This is a genomic window from Arthrobacter sp. GAS37, assembly GCF_044908325.1.
GTDB classification, from domain to species: Bacteria; Actinomycetota; Actinomycetes; order Actinomycetales; family Micrococcaceae; genus Arthrobacter; species Arthrobacter ramosus.
Window position 1 is genome coordinate 1 of the sequence record NZ_JBIYDB010000067.1, and the last position, 13,305, is coordinate 13,305.

At 67.0% G+C, this 13,305-nt stretch carries 16 protein-coding genes and 2 pseudogenes; 10 read left to right on the plus strand and 8 right to left on the minus strand.

Features of this window, described 5'->3' with window-relative positions; translation table 11 throughout:
• Positions 1-114: 114 nt before the first annotated feature.
• Together ABH924_RS24220 and ABH924_RS24225 are read right to left on the minus strand one after the other, a co-directional pair.
• Positions 115-633: a VOC family protein gene (locus tag ABH924_RS24220; protein ID WP_404502999.1), complete on the minus strand. Its 519-nt coding sequence runs from the start codon at positions 631-633 to the stop codon at positions 115-117.
• Between the two features lie 59 nt (positions 634-692).
• Positions 693-911: a hypothetical protein gene (locus tag ABH924_RS24225; RefSeq protein ID WP_404503001.1), complete on the minus strand. Its 219-nt coding sequence runs from the start codon at positions 909-911 to the stop codon at positions 693-695.
• 128 nt (positions 912-1,039) lie between these two features.
• On the opposite strand from ABH924_RS24225, the gene ABH924_RS24230 reads away from it, so the two are divergent.
• Complete coding sequence (locus tag ABH924_RS24230) at positions 1,040-1,330, plus strand: ArsR/SmtB family transcription factor (RefSeq protein WP_404503003.1); 291 nt, start codon at positions 1,040-1,042, stop codon at positions 1,328-1,330.
• On the opposite strand, the gene ABH924_RS24235 is transcribed toward ABH924_RS24230, so the two are convergent.
• The gene (locus ABH924_RS24235; RefSeq protein WP_404503004.1) at positions 1,327-1,662 is read right to left on the minus strand and encodes a hypothetical protein; all 336 of its coding nucleotides are present in this window, start codon (positions 1,660-1,662) and stop codon (positions 1,327-1,329) included. The genes ABH924_RS24230 and ABH924_RS24235 overlap by 4 nt on opposite strands.
• A gap of 141 nt (positions 1,663-1,803) precedes the next feature.
• On the opposite strand from ABH924_RS24235, the gene ABH924_RS24240 reads away from it, so the two are divergent.
• Positions 1,804-2,130, plus strand: a complete 327-nt coding sequence (locus ABH924_RS24240) for an ArsR/SmtB family transcription factor (RefSeq protein WP_404503006.1) — start codon at positions 1,804-1,806, stop codon at positions 2,128-2,130.
• Positions 2,127-2,966, plus strand: a complete 840-nt coding sequence (locus ABH924_RS24245; protein WP_404503008.1) for a cation diffusion facilitator family transporter — start codon at positions 2,127-2,129, stop codon at positions 2,964-2,966. The genes ABH924_RS24240 and ABH924_RS24245 overlap by 4 nt, the downstream gene beginning before the upstream one ends.
• Before the next feature lie 312 nt (positions 2,967-3,278).
• On the opposite strand, the gene ABH924_RS24250 is transcribed toward ABH924_RS24245, so the two are convergent.
• Genes ABH924_RS24250 through ABH924_RS24265 form a run of 4 tightly spaced genes read right to left on the minus strand, consistent with a single transcriptional unit; the run spans position 3,279 to position 6,854 of the window.
• Positions 3,279-4,202: a metal ABC transporter permease gene (locus ABH924_RS24250; protein WP_404503010.1), complete on the minus strand. Its 924-nt coding sequence runs from the start codon at positions 4,200-4,202 to the stop codon at positions 3,279-3,281.
• Positions 4,199-5,089, minus strand: coding sequence for a metal ABC transporter permease (locus ABH924_RS24255; RefSeq protein WP_404503012.1), 891 nt, complete (start codon positions 5,087-5,089; stop codon positions 4,199-4,201). Before ABH924_RS24255 ends, ABH924_RS24250 begins: the two co-directional genes overlap by 4 nt.
• Positions 5,086-5,919, minus strand: coding sequence for a metal ABC transporter ATP-binding protein (locus ABH924_RS24260; protein WP_404503014.1), 834 nt, complete (start codon positions 5,917-5,919; stop codon positions 5,086-5,088). The genes ABH924_RS24255 and ABH924_RS24260 overlap by 4 nt, the downstream gene beginning before the upstream one ends.
• Positions 5,916-6,854, minus strand: a complete 939-nt coding sequence (locus ABH924_RS24265; RefSeq protein ID WP_404503016.1) for a metal ABC transporter solute-binding protein, Zn/Mn family — start codon at positions 6,852-6,854, stop codon at positions 5,916-5,918. The genes ABH924_RS24260 and ABH924_RS24265 overlap by 4 nt, the downstream gene beginning before the upstream one ends.
• A gap of 139 nt (positions 6,855-6,993) precedes the next feature.
• Between ABH924_RS24265 and ABH924_RS24270 the strand changes: the two genes are divergently transcribed.
• From ABH924_RS24270 to ABH924_RS24295, 6 genes and pseudogenes are all read left to right on the plus strand, one after another.
• Positions 6,994-7,395, plus strand: a complete 402-nt coding sequence (locus ABH924_RS24270; protein WP_404503018.1) for a Fur family transcriptional regulator — start codon at positions 6,994-6,996, stop codon at positions 7,393-7,395.
• Positions 7,396-7,542: 147 nt separating this feature from the next.
• Positions 7,543-8,133 carry a copper resistance protein CopC gene (locus ABH924_RS24275; protein WP_404503020.1) on the plus strand — a complete coding sequence of 197 codons (591 nt, stop codon included), beginning with the start codon at positions 7,543-7,545 and terminating at the stop codon, positions 8,131-8,133.
• Positions 8,134-8,243: 110 nt separating this feature from the next.
• Positions 8,244-8,852, plus strand: coding sequence for a hypothetical protein (locus tag ABH924_RS24280; protein WP_404503022.1), 609 nt, complete (start codon positions 8,244-8,246; stop codon positions 8,850-8,852).
• 164 nt (positions 8,853-9,016) lie between these two features.
• A pseudogene (locus ABH924_RS24285) lies at positions 9,017-9,720 on the plus strand (YcnI family protein).
• A 157-nt stretch (positions 9,721-9,877) separates the two neighbouring features.
• Complete coding sequence (locus ABH924_RS24290; protein WP_404503024.1) at positions 9,878-11,362, plus strand: PepSY-associated TM helix domain-containing protein; 1,485 nt, start codon at positions 9,878-9,880, stop codon at positions 11,360-11,362.
• Between the two features lie 121 nt (positions 11,363-11,483).
• Entirely contained in the window at positions 11,484-11,915 is a 432-nt protein-coding gene (locus ABH924_RS24295; protein ID WP_404503028.1) for a hypothetical protein, read from the plus strand.
• A 74-nt stretch (positions 11,916-11,989) separates the two neighbouring features.
• Here ABH924_RS24295 and ABH924_RS24300 read toward each other — a convergent pair.
• Positions 11,990-12,538 (minus strand): annotated as a pseudogene (locus ABH924_RS24300) (M23 family metallopeptidase); the annotation flags it as partial.
• Positions 12,539-13,096: 558 nt separating this feature from the next.
• Between ABH924_RS24300 and ABH924_RS24305 the strand changes: the two are divergent.
• The coding region (locus ABH924_RS24305) for a hypothetical protein (RefSeq protein ID WP_404503026.1) at positions 13,097-13,305 on the plus strand (209 nt) is incomplete at its 3' end.

Here is a 13,305-nt window from a genome sequence, read left to right on the forward strand (position 1 = left end):
CACCTCCCCTGCCCGCCGGTGCGTCAGGGATCAGTTGGGGCCTGAACATCCAAGCCAACGGCACGATCACCACCGACGACTACGAGATGTACGACATCGGCCCCTGATTCTCGATCACCCAGTTACAGATTCCTGGGCAGACGTTCTACCAGCGGAGGGTGAAACATATCGGCCCCCGCGCCTACCGGATCGGCTCAGCCGGATGGGGGCGTGAACTGGCTGGCGGTGAACTCCGCTCCCTTGGGGGTCCCGGATCAGTGCGGTGCGCGTCCACTCGGTGTCGTTTTGCCGCAGGACTTGGGCACCGAGCCGCTTGGCGACAGCCACCGTCTGGTCGCGGTCAGCCACGGTGAACGAGACGTGCCAGTGCGACGGTTCATCGGGCGCGGTGGTCGCGACCCACGCGATCGCATCCTCGAAGCCCGGCGGGGCAGCCACACCCGATTGGCGGGCCCTGATGCCCGGATCGACTGTCGCTTCAAGATGATCCCCGTAACCGGGCCTGCGGATCAGCACCGCGAAGCCGAGATCGTCGACCTGCCAGCCGAAGACGTCCTCGTAGAACGCGATGGCCGCGCCGGGGTCAGATGTGTGGAGATCGCTGAAGTTCCAGGCCCCCGGCTGATTGACCACTTGGGCCCCGAAGCGTCGCTTGGCCTGCCAAATGCGGAACTCGATGCCCTGCGGATCTGTCAGCGCCGCGCCGCGGCACCCTTCCTGGCGCTGGCCATCCCGCCGACGTCTTCGCCGTCGAGTTTGGCTATCAGGTAACGGCCCGGCGCTCCCGGCGGCATGGCGTCCTCGAAGGTCCAGCCGAAGAGTCCGCCGTAGAACTCAGCGGCTGCCTCGACGTCAGGCCGCTCGGTGTCAATCCAACACGGGACGCCCTGCGGGTAGGTCCGGTGGATCATGTCTCGCTCCCATTCATCGACCAAGCCTAGCGAACCAGCACCCGGCCGGGCACCCCGCCCGTGAACCTCGATTATCCACGCGGAAAAGGCCGTTGACCTGACTCATAAAAACATGCTTATATCTCTATGTGAATCCTGATGAGGAGTCCCTTGCCGGGGCGGCAGAGCTTTTCAAGGCGCTGTCGGCCACGTCGCGCCTTCTCATTCTGTCTGCGCTTGCCCACGAGCCCTCGTCCGTGAGCGCGTTGACTGAGGCGACGAAGTTGTCTCAGCCCTTGGTCTCCCAGCATCTGCGGTTGCTCCGGGGGGTCAATCTGGTCACGGCATCCAGGTCCGGGCGCGAAACGATCTATTCCTTGACCGACCATCACGTGGCCCACGTCATCCAGGACGCCATCACACACAGCCAGGAACGCTAGGGCCGGGGCGCCCCGGCGCCATGAAGGAGGACACCATGACCGAGGAAGTCAAGGCTGAACATACACTCGTCGAGCATCAGCACGGCGGCCCGGAGTGTAAGCATGTCACGGTCCAGCACGGCGACCACGTGGACTACATCCACGACGGCCACCGGCACGCCGAGCATGAGGGCCACTACGACGAACACGATGACCCGGCGGAGCACACCCCGGCCGAGCATCAGCATGGCGGACCGGATTGCACGCACGAAGCGGTCCAGCATGGCGACCATGTGGACTACGTCCACGACGGCCACCGGCACGCCGAGCATGAGGGCCACTACGACGAACACTGACACCTCCCAATGACAAAATGGCCCCGGAAATGTTCCGGGGCCATTTTTCTGAGCTGATCATGACTGCGAAGGTGAAGGCGCTGGTCAGCCGATCAATACACAGTTGCATGAATACATTGATCAATGTACTTTCGATGCATGGAGACCCTCACGCATGCCCCGGTACTGGCTCGCTTCGGCTACGCAGTCTCAGACCCGACCAGGGCACGGATCCTGCTGGCCTTGGCGGCGGAACCCGGTTACCCGTCCGATCTCGCCGAATCTCTCGGGGTATCGCGCCAGAGCATGTCGAACCATTTGACGTGCCTTCGCGGGTGTGGACTGGTTGTGGCCGTTCCGGACGGCCGGCGGACCCGCTATGAGCTCGCGGACGTCCGGCTGGGCCACGCCATCACGGATCTGCTCGGCGTCGTGCTCGCCGTGGACCCCGCGTGCTGCGCTCCCGACGGCGAGTGCCTGGCATGACGACGAGCAGCCTCTCCTCGCCATCCTTCCTCCGGCGCGTCGTGCTCAGCCGCCGCATCCGCCTCTTCGCGGCAGCGACCATCACCTACAACGTCATCGAAGCCATTGCGGCCCTCTGGGCAGGTGGGATCGCGGACTCGTCGGCCCTGATCGGCTTCGGTCTGGATTCGCTGATCGAAGTGGGCTCTGCTGCCGCCCTGTCCTGGCAGTTTTCCGCCAAGGACCCTGAACGACGCGAGCACTTGACGCTGCGGATCATCGCGGTTTCCTTCTTCGCACTAGCCGCGTTTGTCACCTTGGACTCACTCCGCTCCCTGGCCGGCGGAGGCGAAGCACAGCACTCAGTCCCGGGCATTGTCATCGCTGCCCTGAGTCTTGCCATCATGCCCGTACTGTCTTGGCTGCAACGCCGTGCCGGCCGTGAACTTGGTTCACGGACCGCAGTAGCCGACTCCAAACAGACCCTGCTCTGCACGTACCTCTCCGCCGTCCTCCTGGCCGGCCTTGTGCTCAATAGTGCGTTCGGCTGGTGGTGGGCCGACGCCGGCGCTGCCATGGTCATCGCCCTGATGGCTTTCCGCGAAGGGATCAACGCCTGGCGCGGAGACTCCTGTTGCGTTGTTCCTCATGCGGGCAATCGGCGATTGGCTTTCGATCGAGACGCGGATCACGGCCGCGAGCCAGTTCAGCCAGACACGGCGAACCGGGACGCCACCGATGTGGAGCCAGGGAGCAGCGCCGAAACCACCGACGTGTGTTGCCCGGAATGTTCAACGGAAACTGCACGCCGAGAAAGCCCTGCACCCAGACAATCAGGGCGCCCAACGCCGCCTTGAGCGGACGGAACACAACAAGGAAGAGACCACTTCATGCCCGCCAGCAAGGTACGCAAGAAAGCAAAGACCAGGGTGGCCGCGGAACGGGAGCGCCGCCGCGAGCAAGAAATCCCCTGCATTTCCTCCTGCTGCCCACCCGGACCGCCGGCTCCTGCCGCATCGGCACCGCGGCCGGCACCAGCGGCAACCGAACGCTCCTGACGGGGCGTTCGGAACGTCCAACCCGGAACCCGCGAGACCGGACCGTCGGTTCACATCCAGCGCCTGCACATGAAGCATCGCGCCGCGCTAAAGGAGTTTCACCTTGTTCATTCAAGCGGGTCCCGTCTGCGCGGAACACCCTGCTACTTCGTGGTTGACGGGGTCTGGCAAGGCCGGGATGCGTTCACGGCGCGCAATGATCCAGGATGCTGCTGCCGCGGTGGCGTATTCGAGCGAAGCTGCGCCCGTGATGGTGAAGCTGGAGGGCAGGGTGGGCACCCAGTAGGCGAGGCCCAGCCCGGCCCAAACGGCGGCAACGGCAAGGGCGCCGGAAAGCCAGAAGCCGGCCCATGGCCTGTCCGTGAGTCTGCGGGCCGCGGCGGGGGGTGCGGCGAGGAGCCCGAAGACCAGGAGCGCGCCGACGAGTTGGCTGGCGGTGGCCGCGGTCGCGCCCAGGAGGGCGAGGAAGAAGGGGCCGAGTAGCGGCACGGGGATCCCCCGGGCCGCTGCCCCTGCGGGATCGAGGGAGGCGAAAAGCAGGGGCCTGGCGATAGCGAGCAGCACCAGGATCAGGCCCGCCGCTGTCCATGCCTCGGCCTGGGCCGCGGCGGAACTGATGCCCAGGATCGAGCCGAAGAGGACCTTCACGTTGGCGGTGCTGTCGCTCGTGCTGCCCCGGGTGGTGTAGATCGAGAGAAAGAACACCCCGAGCCCGAGGATCCAGGCAAAGGTCGTGCCGATGACGACGTCGTCGGATGCTCCACGTCCGCCGAACAGGCCTAGGGCGAACCCGATCCCTATCGTCGCGGTGAACAGCCCCAGGCGCAGGTCCAGGCCTGCGGCGAGGGCGGCGAGGGCTCCAGTGTAGGCGACGTGGGAGAGCGCGTCGCCGGCGAACACCTGTCCGCGCAGCACCACGAAATGCCCGACGAGCCCGGCCAGCAGGGCCACCGCGGTCCCGGCGATGAAGGCGTTCTGCATGAAGGGCTCGGAGAGTATCCACCCTCCGGTGCCGAGGGCCGCGATGCCGGTCATGCCCACACTCCCGCGTTGGGGAGAGCCCGGCGGCGGCCGTGGTGCTCGCGGGCTGCCTGCCAGGCCATGGCGGCGACGAAGGCGGCGAAGGCCAGGGAGGCCACCCAGAACCCGATGGGGTATGGGGAGAAGTATGCGATCGCTTCCCCGGCCCAGGTCGCGGCCAGGGCGATCAGGACGGAGAGGGCGATCCCCAGAACCGGCCTGGCCGTGAGGCGGGTTGCGGTGGCTGCGGGGGCGACGAGCAGGGAAAACACGAGAAGGCTCCCGGTGACTTGGCTGGTGCCGGCCGCAGCGACCCCCAGGAGGACGAGGAAGGCGGCCGAGACCGCCCGGACGGGGACCCCGCGGGACGCGGCGATGGCTGGGTCGATCGAGGAGAAGAGCAGTGGCCGGGCGATGCATGCCAGGGCTGCGAGGCTCACGAGGCCCGCGACGCCGAGCAGGGCCACCTGGCCGGTGGTGACCCCGGTGATGGTTCCGAAGAGGAGGTTGTTCAGGCCGCCCAGGAAGCCCTTGTAGAGGCTGACGAAGAGGAATCCGCAGGCCAGGGCGAAGGCCTGGACTGTGCCGATGGCTGCTGATTCCTCGCCGGCGCCTCCGAGCCCTCCGCCTGCCCGGCCGGTGGCGGGAAGCGAAGCGATGACCAGCGCGCCGCCGATGCAGGCCACGAAGTATCCAACCGCCGGGCTCAGGCCAAGCAACGTTGCACCCGCGGCTCCGGGGAATCCGATGACGGCCAGGGTGTGGCCGGCGAATGATTGCCGCCTCTGGACCATGAACCAGCCGATCGCCCCGGCCGCGACCGCCACGATGGTGCCGGCCTGGAAGGCGTTGACCATGAACGGGTAGGCGAAGAGCTCCGCGAGGAAGCCTGCGGGATTCATGCGTGCACCTGCGGACCGTGGGGGTGTTCGGGAGGCGCGTCGGGCTGGCCGATGACGACGAGCCGGCCCTCCCGGTCGCGCAGGACGTCTACCGGTGTGCTGTAGAGGGCGGTCAGGGCCTCGGGTGTGATCACTTGCTCCGGGGTGCCGGTGATTGCGCTGCCGTGCCCGAGGTAGACCACCTGGTCGAGGTAGGGAAGGATCGGGTTCACATCGTGGGCGACCATCAGCACAGTGACACCCTCGCTGCGGCACACGCTTTGGATGAGAGCGCTGACGGACCGCTGGTTGGTCACGTCCAGGGAGTCGAGTGGCTCGTCCAGGACCAGCAGCTCCGGGCGGCGCACGAGCGCTTGGGCGATGAGCAGCCGCTGCTGCTCGCCGCCGGAACACTGCCCGATCGGCCGGTTGGCGTAGCCCTCGGCGCCGACGAGCCGGATGGCTTCCTGGACCCGCGCCGTGGCCTCGCGGCCTTTAGAGCCCCGAAGCCAGCCTGGCAGGGGGGTGCCCCAGCGTTCGCCGTCCAGGCCAAGGCGCACGATGTCGATCCCGCGGATACGCACGGACGATCCGAAGGCGTGCCGCTGGGGCAGATAGCCGATCCTTGACCGGTCGTGCCCTGGCTTCCTGCCGAAGACGGCGATCGTTCCGGAGCTGACCGGGACCAGGCCGAGGATGGCTTTGAGCAAGGTTGATTTCCCGGCACCGTTGGGTCCGAGGACGGCCACGAACTGGCCGGCGTCGACCGTGAAGTCGACACCGGCCCAGACGGTTCGGCCCCCTACCGCAGCGGCCGCGCCGCGGAAGCGGACCGCCGGTTCGTTAGTCATTTCCCGGTTGCCTGCGCTAGCGCCGTCTCGAGGGCCTTGAGTTGCGTTGTCTGCCAGTCCTGGAAAGTGGCGCCCTTGGGGCTGAGGGTCTCGGTGACTGCGCTGACGGGGATGCCGGCGGCCTTGGCCGCGTCGACCTGCGCAGCGACGTCGGGAGTGGAGTTCTGGCTGTTGAACACGTATACCTTCAGCTGCTTTCCCGTGATCTGGGACTTGATCGTCGCCAGATCTGCCGGCGAAGGGTCGGTCCCTTCGCTGATGGCCTTCAGGAAGGTCTCCGGAGTGATGAGGTTCAGCCCGAGCGCGGATGCCATCGGGGCGAAGATGCTCTCGCTCGCCCCGACCGGTGTTCCGGCGTACTTTGTCTTGATCTCGGCGATCGTGGCGTGGTAATCCGCCAGTGCCTTCGAATCGAAATCGGTCCGCTGGGCGTCGAAGTAGGCAGCGCTCGACGGATCGGCTTTCTTCAGTGCCGCGGTGATCGCGTCCGCGACCTTGCCCACGCTCTCCGGCGCGTACCACTGGTGCGGGTTGCCGTCGTCCGGTGTGCCGGTCACTGCCCCCACCTCCACCACCGACCGGCCGGCGGTCGGGTTCGCGGCCACGGCCTTGGCCGCCCAGCTGTCATAGCCGACCCCGTTCTCAACAAACACCTTGGAGGCCGCGATTGTGCGCGCGTCTGCCGGGGTGGGCTCGTAGGCGTGGGGGTCCGTGTCCGGGTTGTTGATGATTGAGGTGGCCTGCACGTGGGTCCCTCCGAGCTCCGAAAGGATACTCCCCCATGCGTCCGTGCTGGCCGCCACGGGAATCACCTGGACCGACGCGGCAGAAGTTCCGGCGGCCGGAGACGAAGCGGATGCCCCCGTACCGCAGCCGGCAAGGGCGGTCACCGCGAGTGCGGCGACAAAAATAACAGGGGGAAATCGACGGGGCATCGGGGGGTCCATTCTTCGTGGCGGGCGGCCGGCGTGTGCTTTACACTCAAATAGTTACATGAGAATGGTTATCATTGTCAATCGAACTAAGCCGCCCTCCGGTCAGGGGGCCGGAGCGCATCGAGGGGGCGTAGCGGCCGTGAACAGACGAAGGACCCGCAAGCAGGAGGCCGTGCGAGCCGCCTTGGAGGGTGGGGGCGGTTACCTGAGCGCCCAAGCCCTGCATCGCATCCTGGAGCAGCAGGGCATACCGATCGGCCTCTCCACCGTCTACCGGAATCTCGCAGGACTCGGCGAAGCAGGGCTTGCCGACGTGCTCCACAGCCCCGATGGCACCACCCTGTACCACGCCTGCCACTCGCCCGAGGGAGTCCATCACCACCTCGTATGCCGATCCTGTGGCCGCACCGCCGAGCTCGAGCTGGCGGAAGCCGACGCAGCCCTCCGCGCGGCGGCGGCAGAGCGAGGTTTCGTCCACGCGGACCCCGCCTGGGATGTCTTCGGCATCTGTGCAGCCTGCAGTACGCAGGCCGCCCGATGAGTCTTCGCCGGTTTCGGCGAGACATCGGAGGAGCAACCGACCTGGACTGCCGATGGGGCGCGGCTTGGCACAGCCTGGAACGCCAGAGCAACCATCGCGTTCTACACTGAGTAGAAACCTTGTTTTGGCTATGGAAGATGCTTGGTCATGGACACTCGAAACCGCTCCGGACGGCTGCCGCGCGTACTGGCGGGCCTTTTCCTGGCGGCGCTGTTGGGGGTCTTTGCCTTGGCGCCTGTGTCGCCGGCGGCTGCGCATGACGTGCTCGAGGCTACTGAGCCGGCCGACGGCTCGGTGGTAGCCGCGGTTCCGTCCGTGGTGCGGCTGACGTTCAACAACACCCCGATCGCGCTCGGCTCCGCGATTCTGGTCAAGGACCAGAGCGGCACGAACCAGGCCGATGGCCCGGTGTCGATCGTGGACAACCATGTCTCCCAGCCCGTGAAGGCCGGCGCCCCGGCGGGCCATTACACCGTGGTCTGGCGCATTGTGTCCTCCGATTCGCATCCGATCGAAGGGACCTTCACGTTCACGGCCGGGACCAGCAGCACCCCTGGTTCCGCTACCCCGACAACAGCGCCGAAACCGGCCGAGACTGCCGGGTTCCCCTGGGGAGTGGCCGCAGTGGCCGTTGTCCTGGCGGCAGGGCTGCTTGGTGCTGGCCTGTACGTGAGGCGCCGCCTGTCCGGCAACGACTCCGCAGATGAACCGGTCGAGGACTCCGACGACCAGGAATAGAAGCCGGAGGCAGCTTGTCATGAAGGCTCCCGTTGAGGCCCCGGCACCGACGCGACCGTAGAATTTACGGGAATCTCCACCCTGACTCGTGAACCCGGAAAGGACCGCCAATGACGACGCGTGCTTCTTTCCGGCTGCTCCGCACCGGGTTGATCGGTTCCATCATTCTGGGCTTGGCTGCCGGCGGGCACCTGGCCGGCGGCGGTCGCCTGCCCGAACCTGCGATTCTCTTCGCGCTGTGCGCCCTGACAGTGCTCCCGGTCGCCATGCTGACCCGTTTCCGCCTGTCGTTGCCGGTCCTCGCCGGGCTCCTCGGTGCCGGACAGGCCTGGCTTCACTGGGCCTTCTCCGCACTCTCCGACGGCGCCGCGCCGGCCGGGCCCTTGATCTCCGGCCACACCGGGCATACGCCGGGCGCCGTGGCCTCCCAAACGGTAACCGCAGCCATGCCCGCCCACGCCGCAGCAAGCGACTGGCAGATGTTGGCCGCCCACGCGGTGGCGACACTGGGCACGGCGCTGGTGCTCGCCCGCGGTGAGCAAGCCCTATGGGCGCTGCTCGCATGGCTGCGCCCGCTCGTGCAGCTGCCCGCGCCGACAACTATCCAGCCGCCCCGGGTCCCCGGCCCACGCGTAGTTCCTGCCATTGTGCCCATGGATCGCCTGGGCCGGCGCCTGCCCTCCCTGCGCGGTCCGCCGGTTCTGGTGCACGCCGCCTGAGACTCTCCCCTTTCACCTACGGGCAGGGACCGGCGGCAGATCGCTGCTTTCACCTGCCGGACACAGTCCTGGGCCGGGTTCCTGACCGTTTTTCCTTTGTGAAAGGCATCATTGCCATGAAGACCTCCCTCCGCCGTACCCTCAAGACCGCCTCGGCCGCCACGATGGCCGCCGGTCTGCTCGCATTCGGCGTCTCCGCCGCCTCCGCGCACGTCCACGTCGACCCGGACGACCCTGCCGCCGGCGGCTCCACGCACCTGACGTTCAACGTCCCCAACGAATCGCCCACGGCCAAGACCGACAAACTCGAAGTATCGCCCCCACGGACACCCCGTTAAACGCGGTGTCTGTGAAACCGGTCGAGGGCTGGACAGCCGAGCTCGTCACCACCACCCTTCCCAAACCCGTCACGGTTGCCGGTACGACCGTGACGAAGGCCATCACATCAGTGGTGTGGACCGCGGACGCCGCCCACCAGATCGGGCAGGACCAATACCAGGCGTTCTCGATCTCGGTGGGTGTCCTGCCCGACGCCGGCACCACCGTGACGCTGCCAGCGACCCAAACGTACACCGACGGCACTGTGGTGAAGTGGGACCAGAAGACCGTCGAGGGACAGCCCGAGCCGGAACACCCGGCCCCCTCGTTCGTGACCACCGCCAGTGACTCCGCCACCGCGATGACGCCCATGTCTTCCCCTGCCGCGACCACGGCTTCGACCCCGGCGGCGGCAGCAGCAGCAGCAGCGAAATCATCCGGTGACAGTGGATCCACCGCGGGCTGGTTCGGCCTGGCAGCAGGACTGATCGGCCTGGCGGCAGGCGCCACCGCCCTGACGCGCACCCGTTCAACCAAAGCCACTAGCTAACTCCTAAGCAGCATCGAATCACCCGGGCCGGACCCCTTCCGGCCCGGGTAGCTTCGCGCTGCCTTCCGACACCCAGATTCTTGCGGGCCGCCCCCTCGCGGTACCGCTCCCAGGCGTGCCCTGCGCCGCCTGCCGAACACCTTGAAAGACCAAAACCATGACCCTCTTGGCCAATCCCCCTGCCGGGGCCCAAAACACACCACCCAAACCAGGCCCGGACACGCCTCCGGCCTCGGACCGCGGCTGGTTCCGGGCGTTCCTGCTCAGGCTCCATTTCTACGCCGGAATTCTCGCCGGGCCCTTCCTGCTCATTGCCGCCATCACCGGCGGACTGTACGCCATGACCCCGCAACTGGAGCAAGTCATCTACACGCGGGAACTCCACGTCCCCGCCGTCGCCCACCCGCTGCCGCTCTCCGCCCAGGTGAAGGCCGCCGTCGAACACGCCGGGGGCGCCGCCCCGGTCACCGTCCGCCCCGCCCCTGGGCCCGAGGACACCACCCGGGTTTTGTTCACCGATCCCTCTTTGGGCGATTCCCAGTACCGGACACTTTTCGTTGACCCCGGCACCGGGGAAATCCGCGGGGATCTGCCCACCTACGGAAGCAGCGGCGCCCTGCCCCTGCGGACCTGGATCGACAACCTGCACCGCTCCCTGGGCCTCGGCGAACCGGGACGCGTCTACAGCGAACTCGCAGCATCCTGGCTCTGGGTCATCGCCCTCGGCGGGCTCCTCCTCTGGATCGACAGGCTCCGCCGCCGCCGGAGCACCGCCAAGAAGACGGCTCCGGCGAAACCCCGTCCGGCGTCCGGGCGTGCCCGGACCGTCTGGCTGCACGGGACCACGGGCACCGTCCTGCTCGCGGCCTTCGTGTTCCTCTCCGCGACAGGCCTGACCTGGTCGGCCAATGCCGGGGCCAACATCGGCACCGTGCGCACCGCCCTGGGCTGGGCCACACCGACGATCTCCACCGCGCTGACAGGACCGGCGTCCGCACCGGCGGGAGAGCACACCGGGCACGGCACCGCCGGACCGGCGTCGGCCGCAACGGCCATCGACCCCACCGTCTACGACACGGTCCAGCGGCTCGCCCGGGCGGACATCATCACCGCCCCGATGATCGACATCAAACCACCAGCGAAGCCGGGCACCGCCTGGTCCGTGACCGAAGCAGGCCGCGAATGGCCCGGCACCGCCAGCGCCGTCGCCATTGACCCGTCGACGGGCACGATCACCAGCAGGGCCGACTTCAACGACTTCAACCTCGCTGCCAAACTCACCCGCTGGACCATCGCCGCGCACATGGGACTGCTCTTCGGCCTGCCGAACCAGCTCCTGTTGCTGGCCGTCGCCGTGGGACTGGCCGCGATGGTCATCTGGGGCTACGTCATGTGGTGGAAGCGCCGGCCCACCCGCGGCAGCGCCTGGGCCTTCGGCCGCCCCGCACCGCGCGGAGCGTTCCTGCGCGCCCACTGGGCCGGGGTCCTCACCGCGATTACCGTGATGGTAGTCCTGGGACTCGTCCTGCCGCTGCTCGGCTGGAGCCTGCTGGCCTTCATCATCCTGGACACCGCCATCGGCGCGGCAAAACGTCGCAGGACCAGCCATGAGATCTCTCCCGCATCGTCGGACCCGCAGTAGCCATCGCCAATTAGACGAAGACGTCCCGGACAGACCACCGTCGTCCGGGGCGTCCTCGGCATGTTCTTCGAGGCAGGTCCATCGAGCCAGCTTTCGAAGACATGGTCGGCACTAACGTGTGTTGCCGTTCGAGGGGGTGGGCGTCGGTGATCCTGTCGGGGTCGGCGTCGGCGTCGGTGAACCCGTCGGACTCGGTATCGGGGAGCCCATCGGCGTCGGGGCGCCCGTCGGGGTCGGTATCGGGGCGCCCGTCGGACTCGGTATCGGGGAGCCCGTCGGACTCGGTATCGGGGAGCCCGTCGGACTCGGTATCGGTGAACCCGTCGGACTCGGTATCGGTGATCCTGTCGGCGTCGGGGAGCCCGTCGGCGTCAGCGTCGGCTTGGCCCCCGGGCCCTGGCTTGCGCTCGGTGAGGCGGCGGGCGAGGTGCCCGGCTGGACCGGGACCTTGCCCTCCTGGATGCCGCCCGTGACGGTCTGCACGGGGGGCGTGGCCCCTGGGACGGACCAGCTAGACGCGCCCGAGGCCGCGGATCCCGAACCGGGCTCGTAACTGACCATCGGAATGTCACCGAGAGGGTCAAGCTGCTTGATGGGCAGGAACGACCAGTTCATCGGGTTGGTATAGACGCCGTTGACATGGGTCTCGAAGTGCAGGTGGCAGCCTGTCGAGGAACCTGTGGTTCCCACTCTGGCAATGACCTCGCCTACCCTTATCGATTGCCCCTTGAGGACCGCGATTCCCTTTAAGTGGTTGTACGTGGTGACCAGGCCGTTGCCGTGATCAATTTCCACGCGGTTGCCGCCACCCCACGGATGCCAGCCCACGGCCCGGACCACACCGGCGTCGGCTGCGTAGACGAGGGTGCCGCAGGGCGAGGCAAAATCCTGGCCCCAGTGAAACTCCCCCGGCAACCCGGTGAAGGGGTCGATCCTGAACCCGAAGGGAGAACTTCGAACCAGCACTTCAAGCGGAGCGTAGAGTTTCCCGGCGGGGGGCCGGTCAAGGGAACTCGAAGCGACATTGAGGTTCCCGATTCCTTCCTTGCCCAGAGTCTGGACCGCAGAGCGCTCAAAAGACACGGCGGCGTAGTCGCCCGCCGGCACAGGTCCCGACGACGAATTTGTGGGCGATGCCCCCTGCTCTCCGGAATTGGCACCACCGGTCACACGCATGCCAGCTTCGCCCTGACCAGCGCCAGCAGCGATGATCACGGTGGCAGTGACGAAACTGCGTCTCGAAAGTACAACGCGGACTATCCGGCCAGACTCATGATGCTTACCCACAACCACCCCCGGAACAGTCGCACCTCCCAGTCCGGGGCGCGCTCGTCATATTGTGGGTGCATTCATATTGAATGTGAACACTCGACTTGCTACTTGGCTGACCCAGCAACCACTCACGGGACTACTTGCAGGCAGCAGCATGCCCCGGCGGGAGAGCGCAACAGCCGCCGCGGCACGGTCTCCCCAGACCCGGCCGGAGGCAAACTAACTAGCTACATCAGAAGCTTCACCTAACGGAAGCGTCCGGAGGAACGAGTATTGGCCACTCGTTTCTACGGCGACTTGCTGGTCGTAGCCTCTCAGGTACGTGTGTGAACGAATCACAGGCACCGGGTGCTGTCGCTTGGAACCGCGATCGGACTCCCTTTTCGAGCGGCACCTTCTTGGAACACCACGGAGGTTTCACGCGGCCGCTTTTGCGTTGCCTAGGCTGGGGAGGAGTTGACCATGAGAACCACGAATGAGCAACAGGGGACTTTGGTACCACCACGCGAGGGCCGCACACGGCCCAACGTCAGGGGATTGCGGACCGATAGACACTTTCGCAAACGCTGGACGGCCTTTGGCAGCACGGCGCTGATTGTTGCCGGCCTGCTGGCCGGGGTGGGGTTGGCCGCACCGGCGCATGCAGCGGCGAACACGGTGGTGTCGCTGAC

Coding starts and splice junctions, on each gene's coding strand:
- ABH924_RS24245 (WP_404503008.1), top strand. CDS start 2,127: ATGACGACGAGCAGCCTCTCCTCGCCATCCTTCCTCCGGCGCGTCGTG.
- ABH924_RS24280 (WP_404503022.1), top strand. CDS start 8,244: ATGACGACGCGTGCTTCTTTCCGGCTGCTCCGCACCGGGTTGATCGGT.
- ABH924_RS24290 (WP_404503024.1), top strand. CDS start 9,878: ATGACCCTCTTGGCCAATCCCCCTGCCGGGGCCCAAAACACACCACCC.
- ABH924_RS24255 (WP_404503012.1), bottom strand. CDS start 5,089: ATGAATCCCGCAGGCTTCCTCGCGGAGCTCTTCGCCTACCCGTTCATG.
- ABH924_RS24250 (WP_404503010.1), bottom strand. CDS start 4,202: ATGACCGGCATCGCGGCCCTCGGCACCGGAGGGTGGATACTCTCCGAG.
- ABH924_RS24265 (WP_404503016.1), bottom strand. CDS start 6,854: ATGCCCCGTCGATTTCCCCCTGTTATTTTTGTCGCCGCACTCGCGGTG.
- ABH924_RS24260 (WP_404503014.1), bottom strand. CDS start 5,919: ATGACTAACGAACCGGCGGTCCGCTTCCGCGGCGCGGCCGCTGCGGTA.
- ABH924_RS24225 (WP_404503001.1), bottom strand. CDS start 911: ATGATCCACCGGACCTACCCGCAGGGCGTCCCGTGTTGGATTGACACC.
- ABH924_RS24275 (WP_404503020.1), top strand. CDS start 7,543: ATGGACACTCGAAACCGCTCCGGACGGCTGCCGCGCGTACTGGCGGGC.
- ABH924_RS24240 (WP_404503006.1), top strand. CDS start 1,804: ATGGAGACCCTCACGCATGCCCCGGTACTGGCTCGCTTCGGCTACGCA.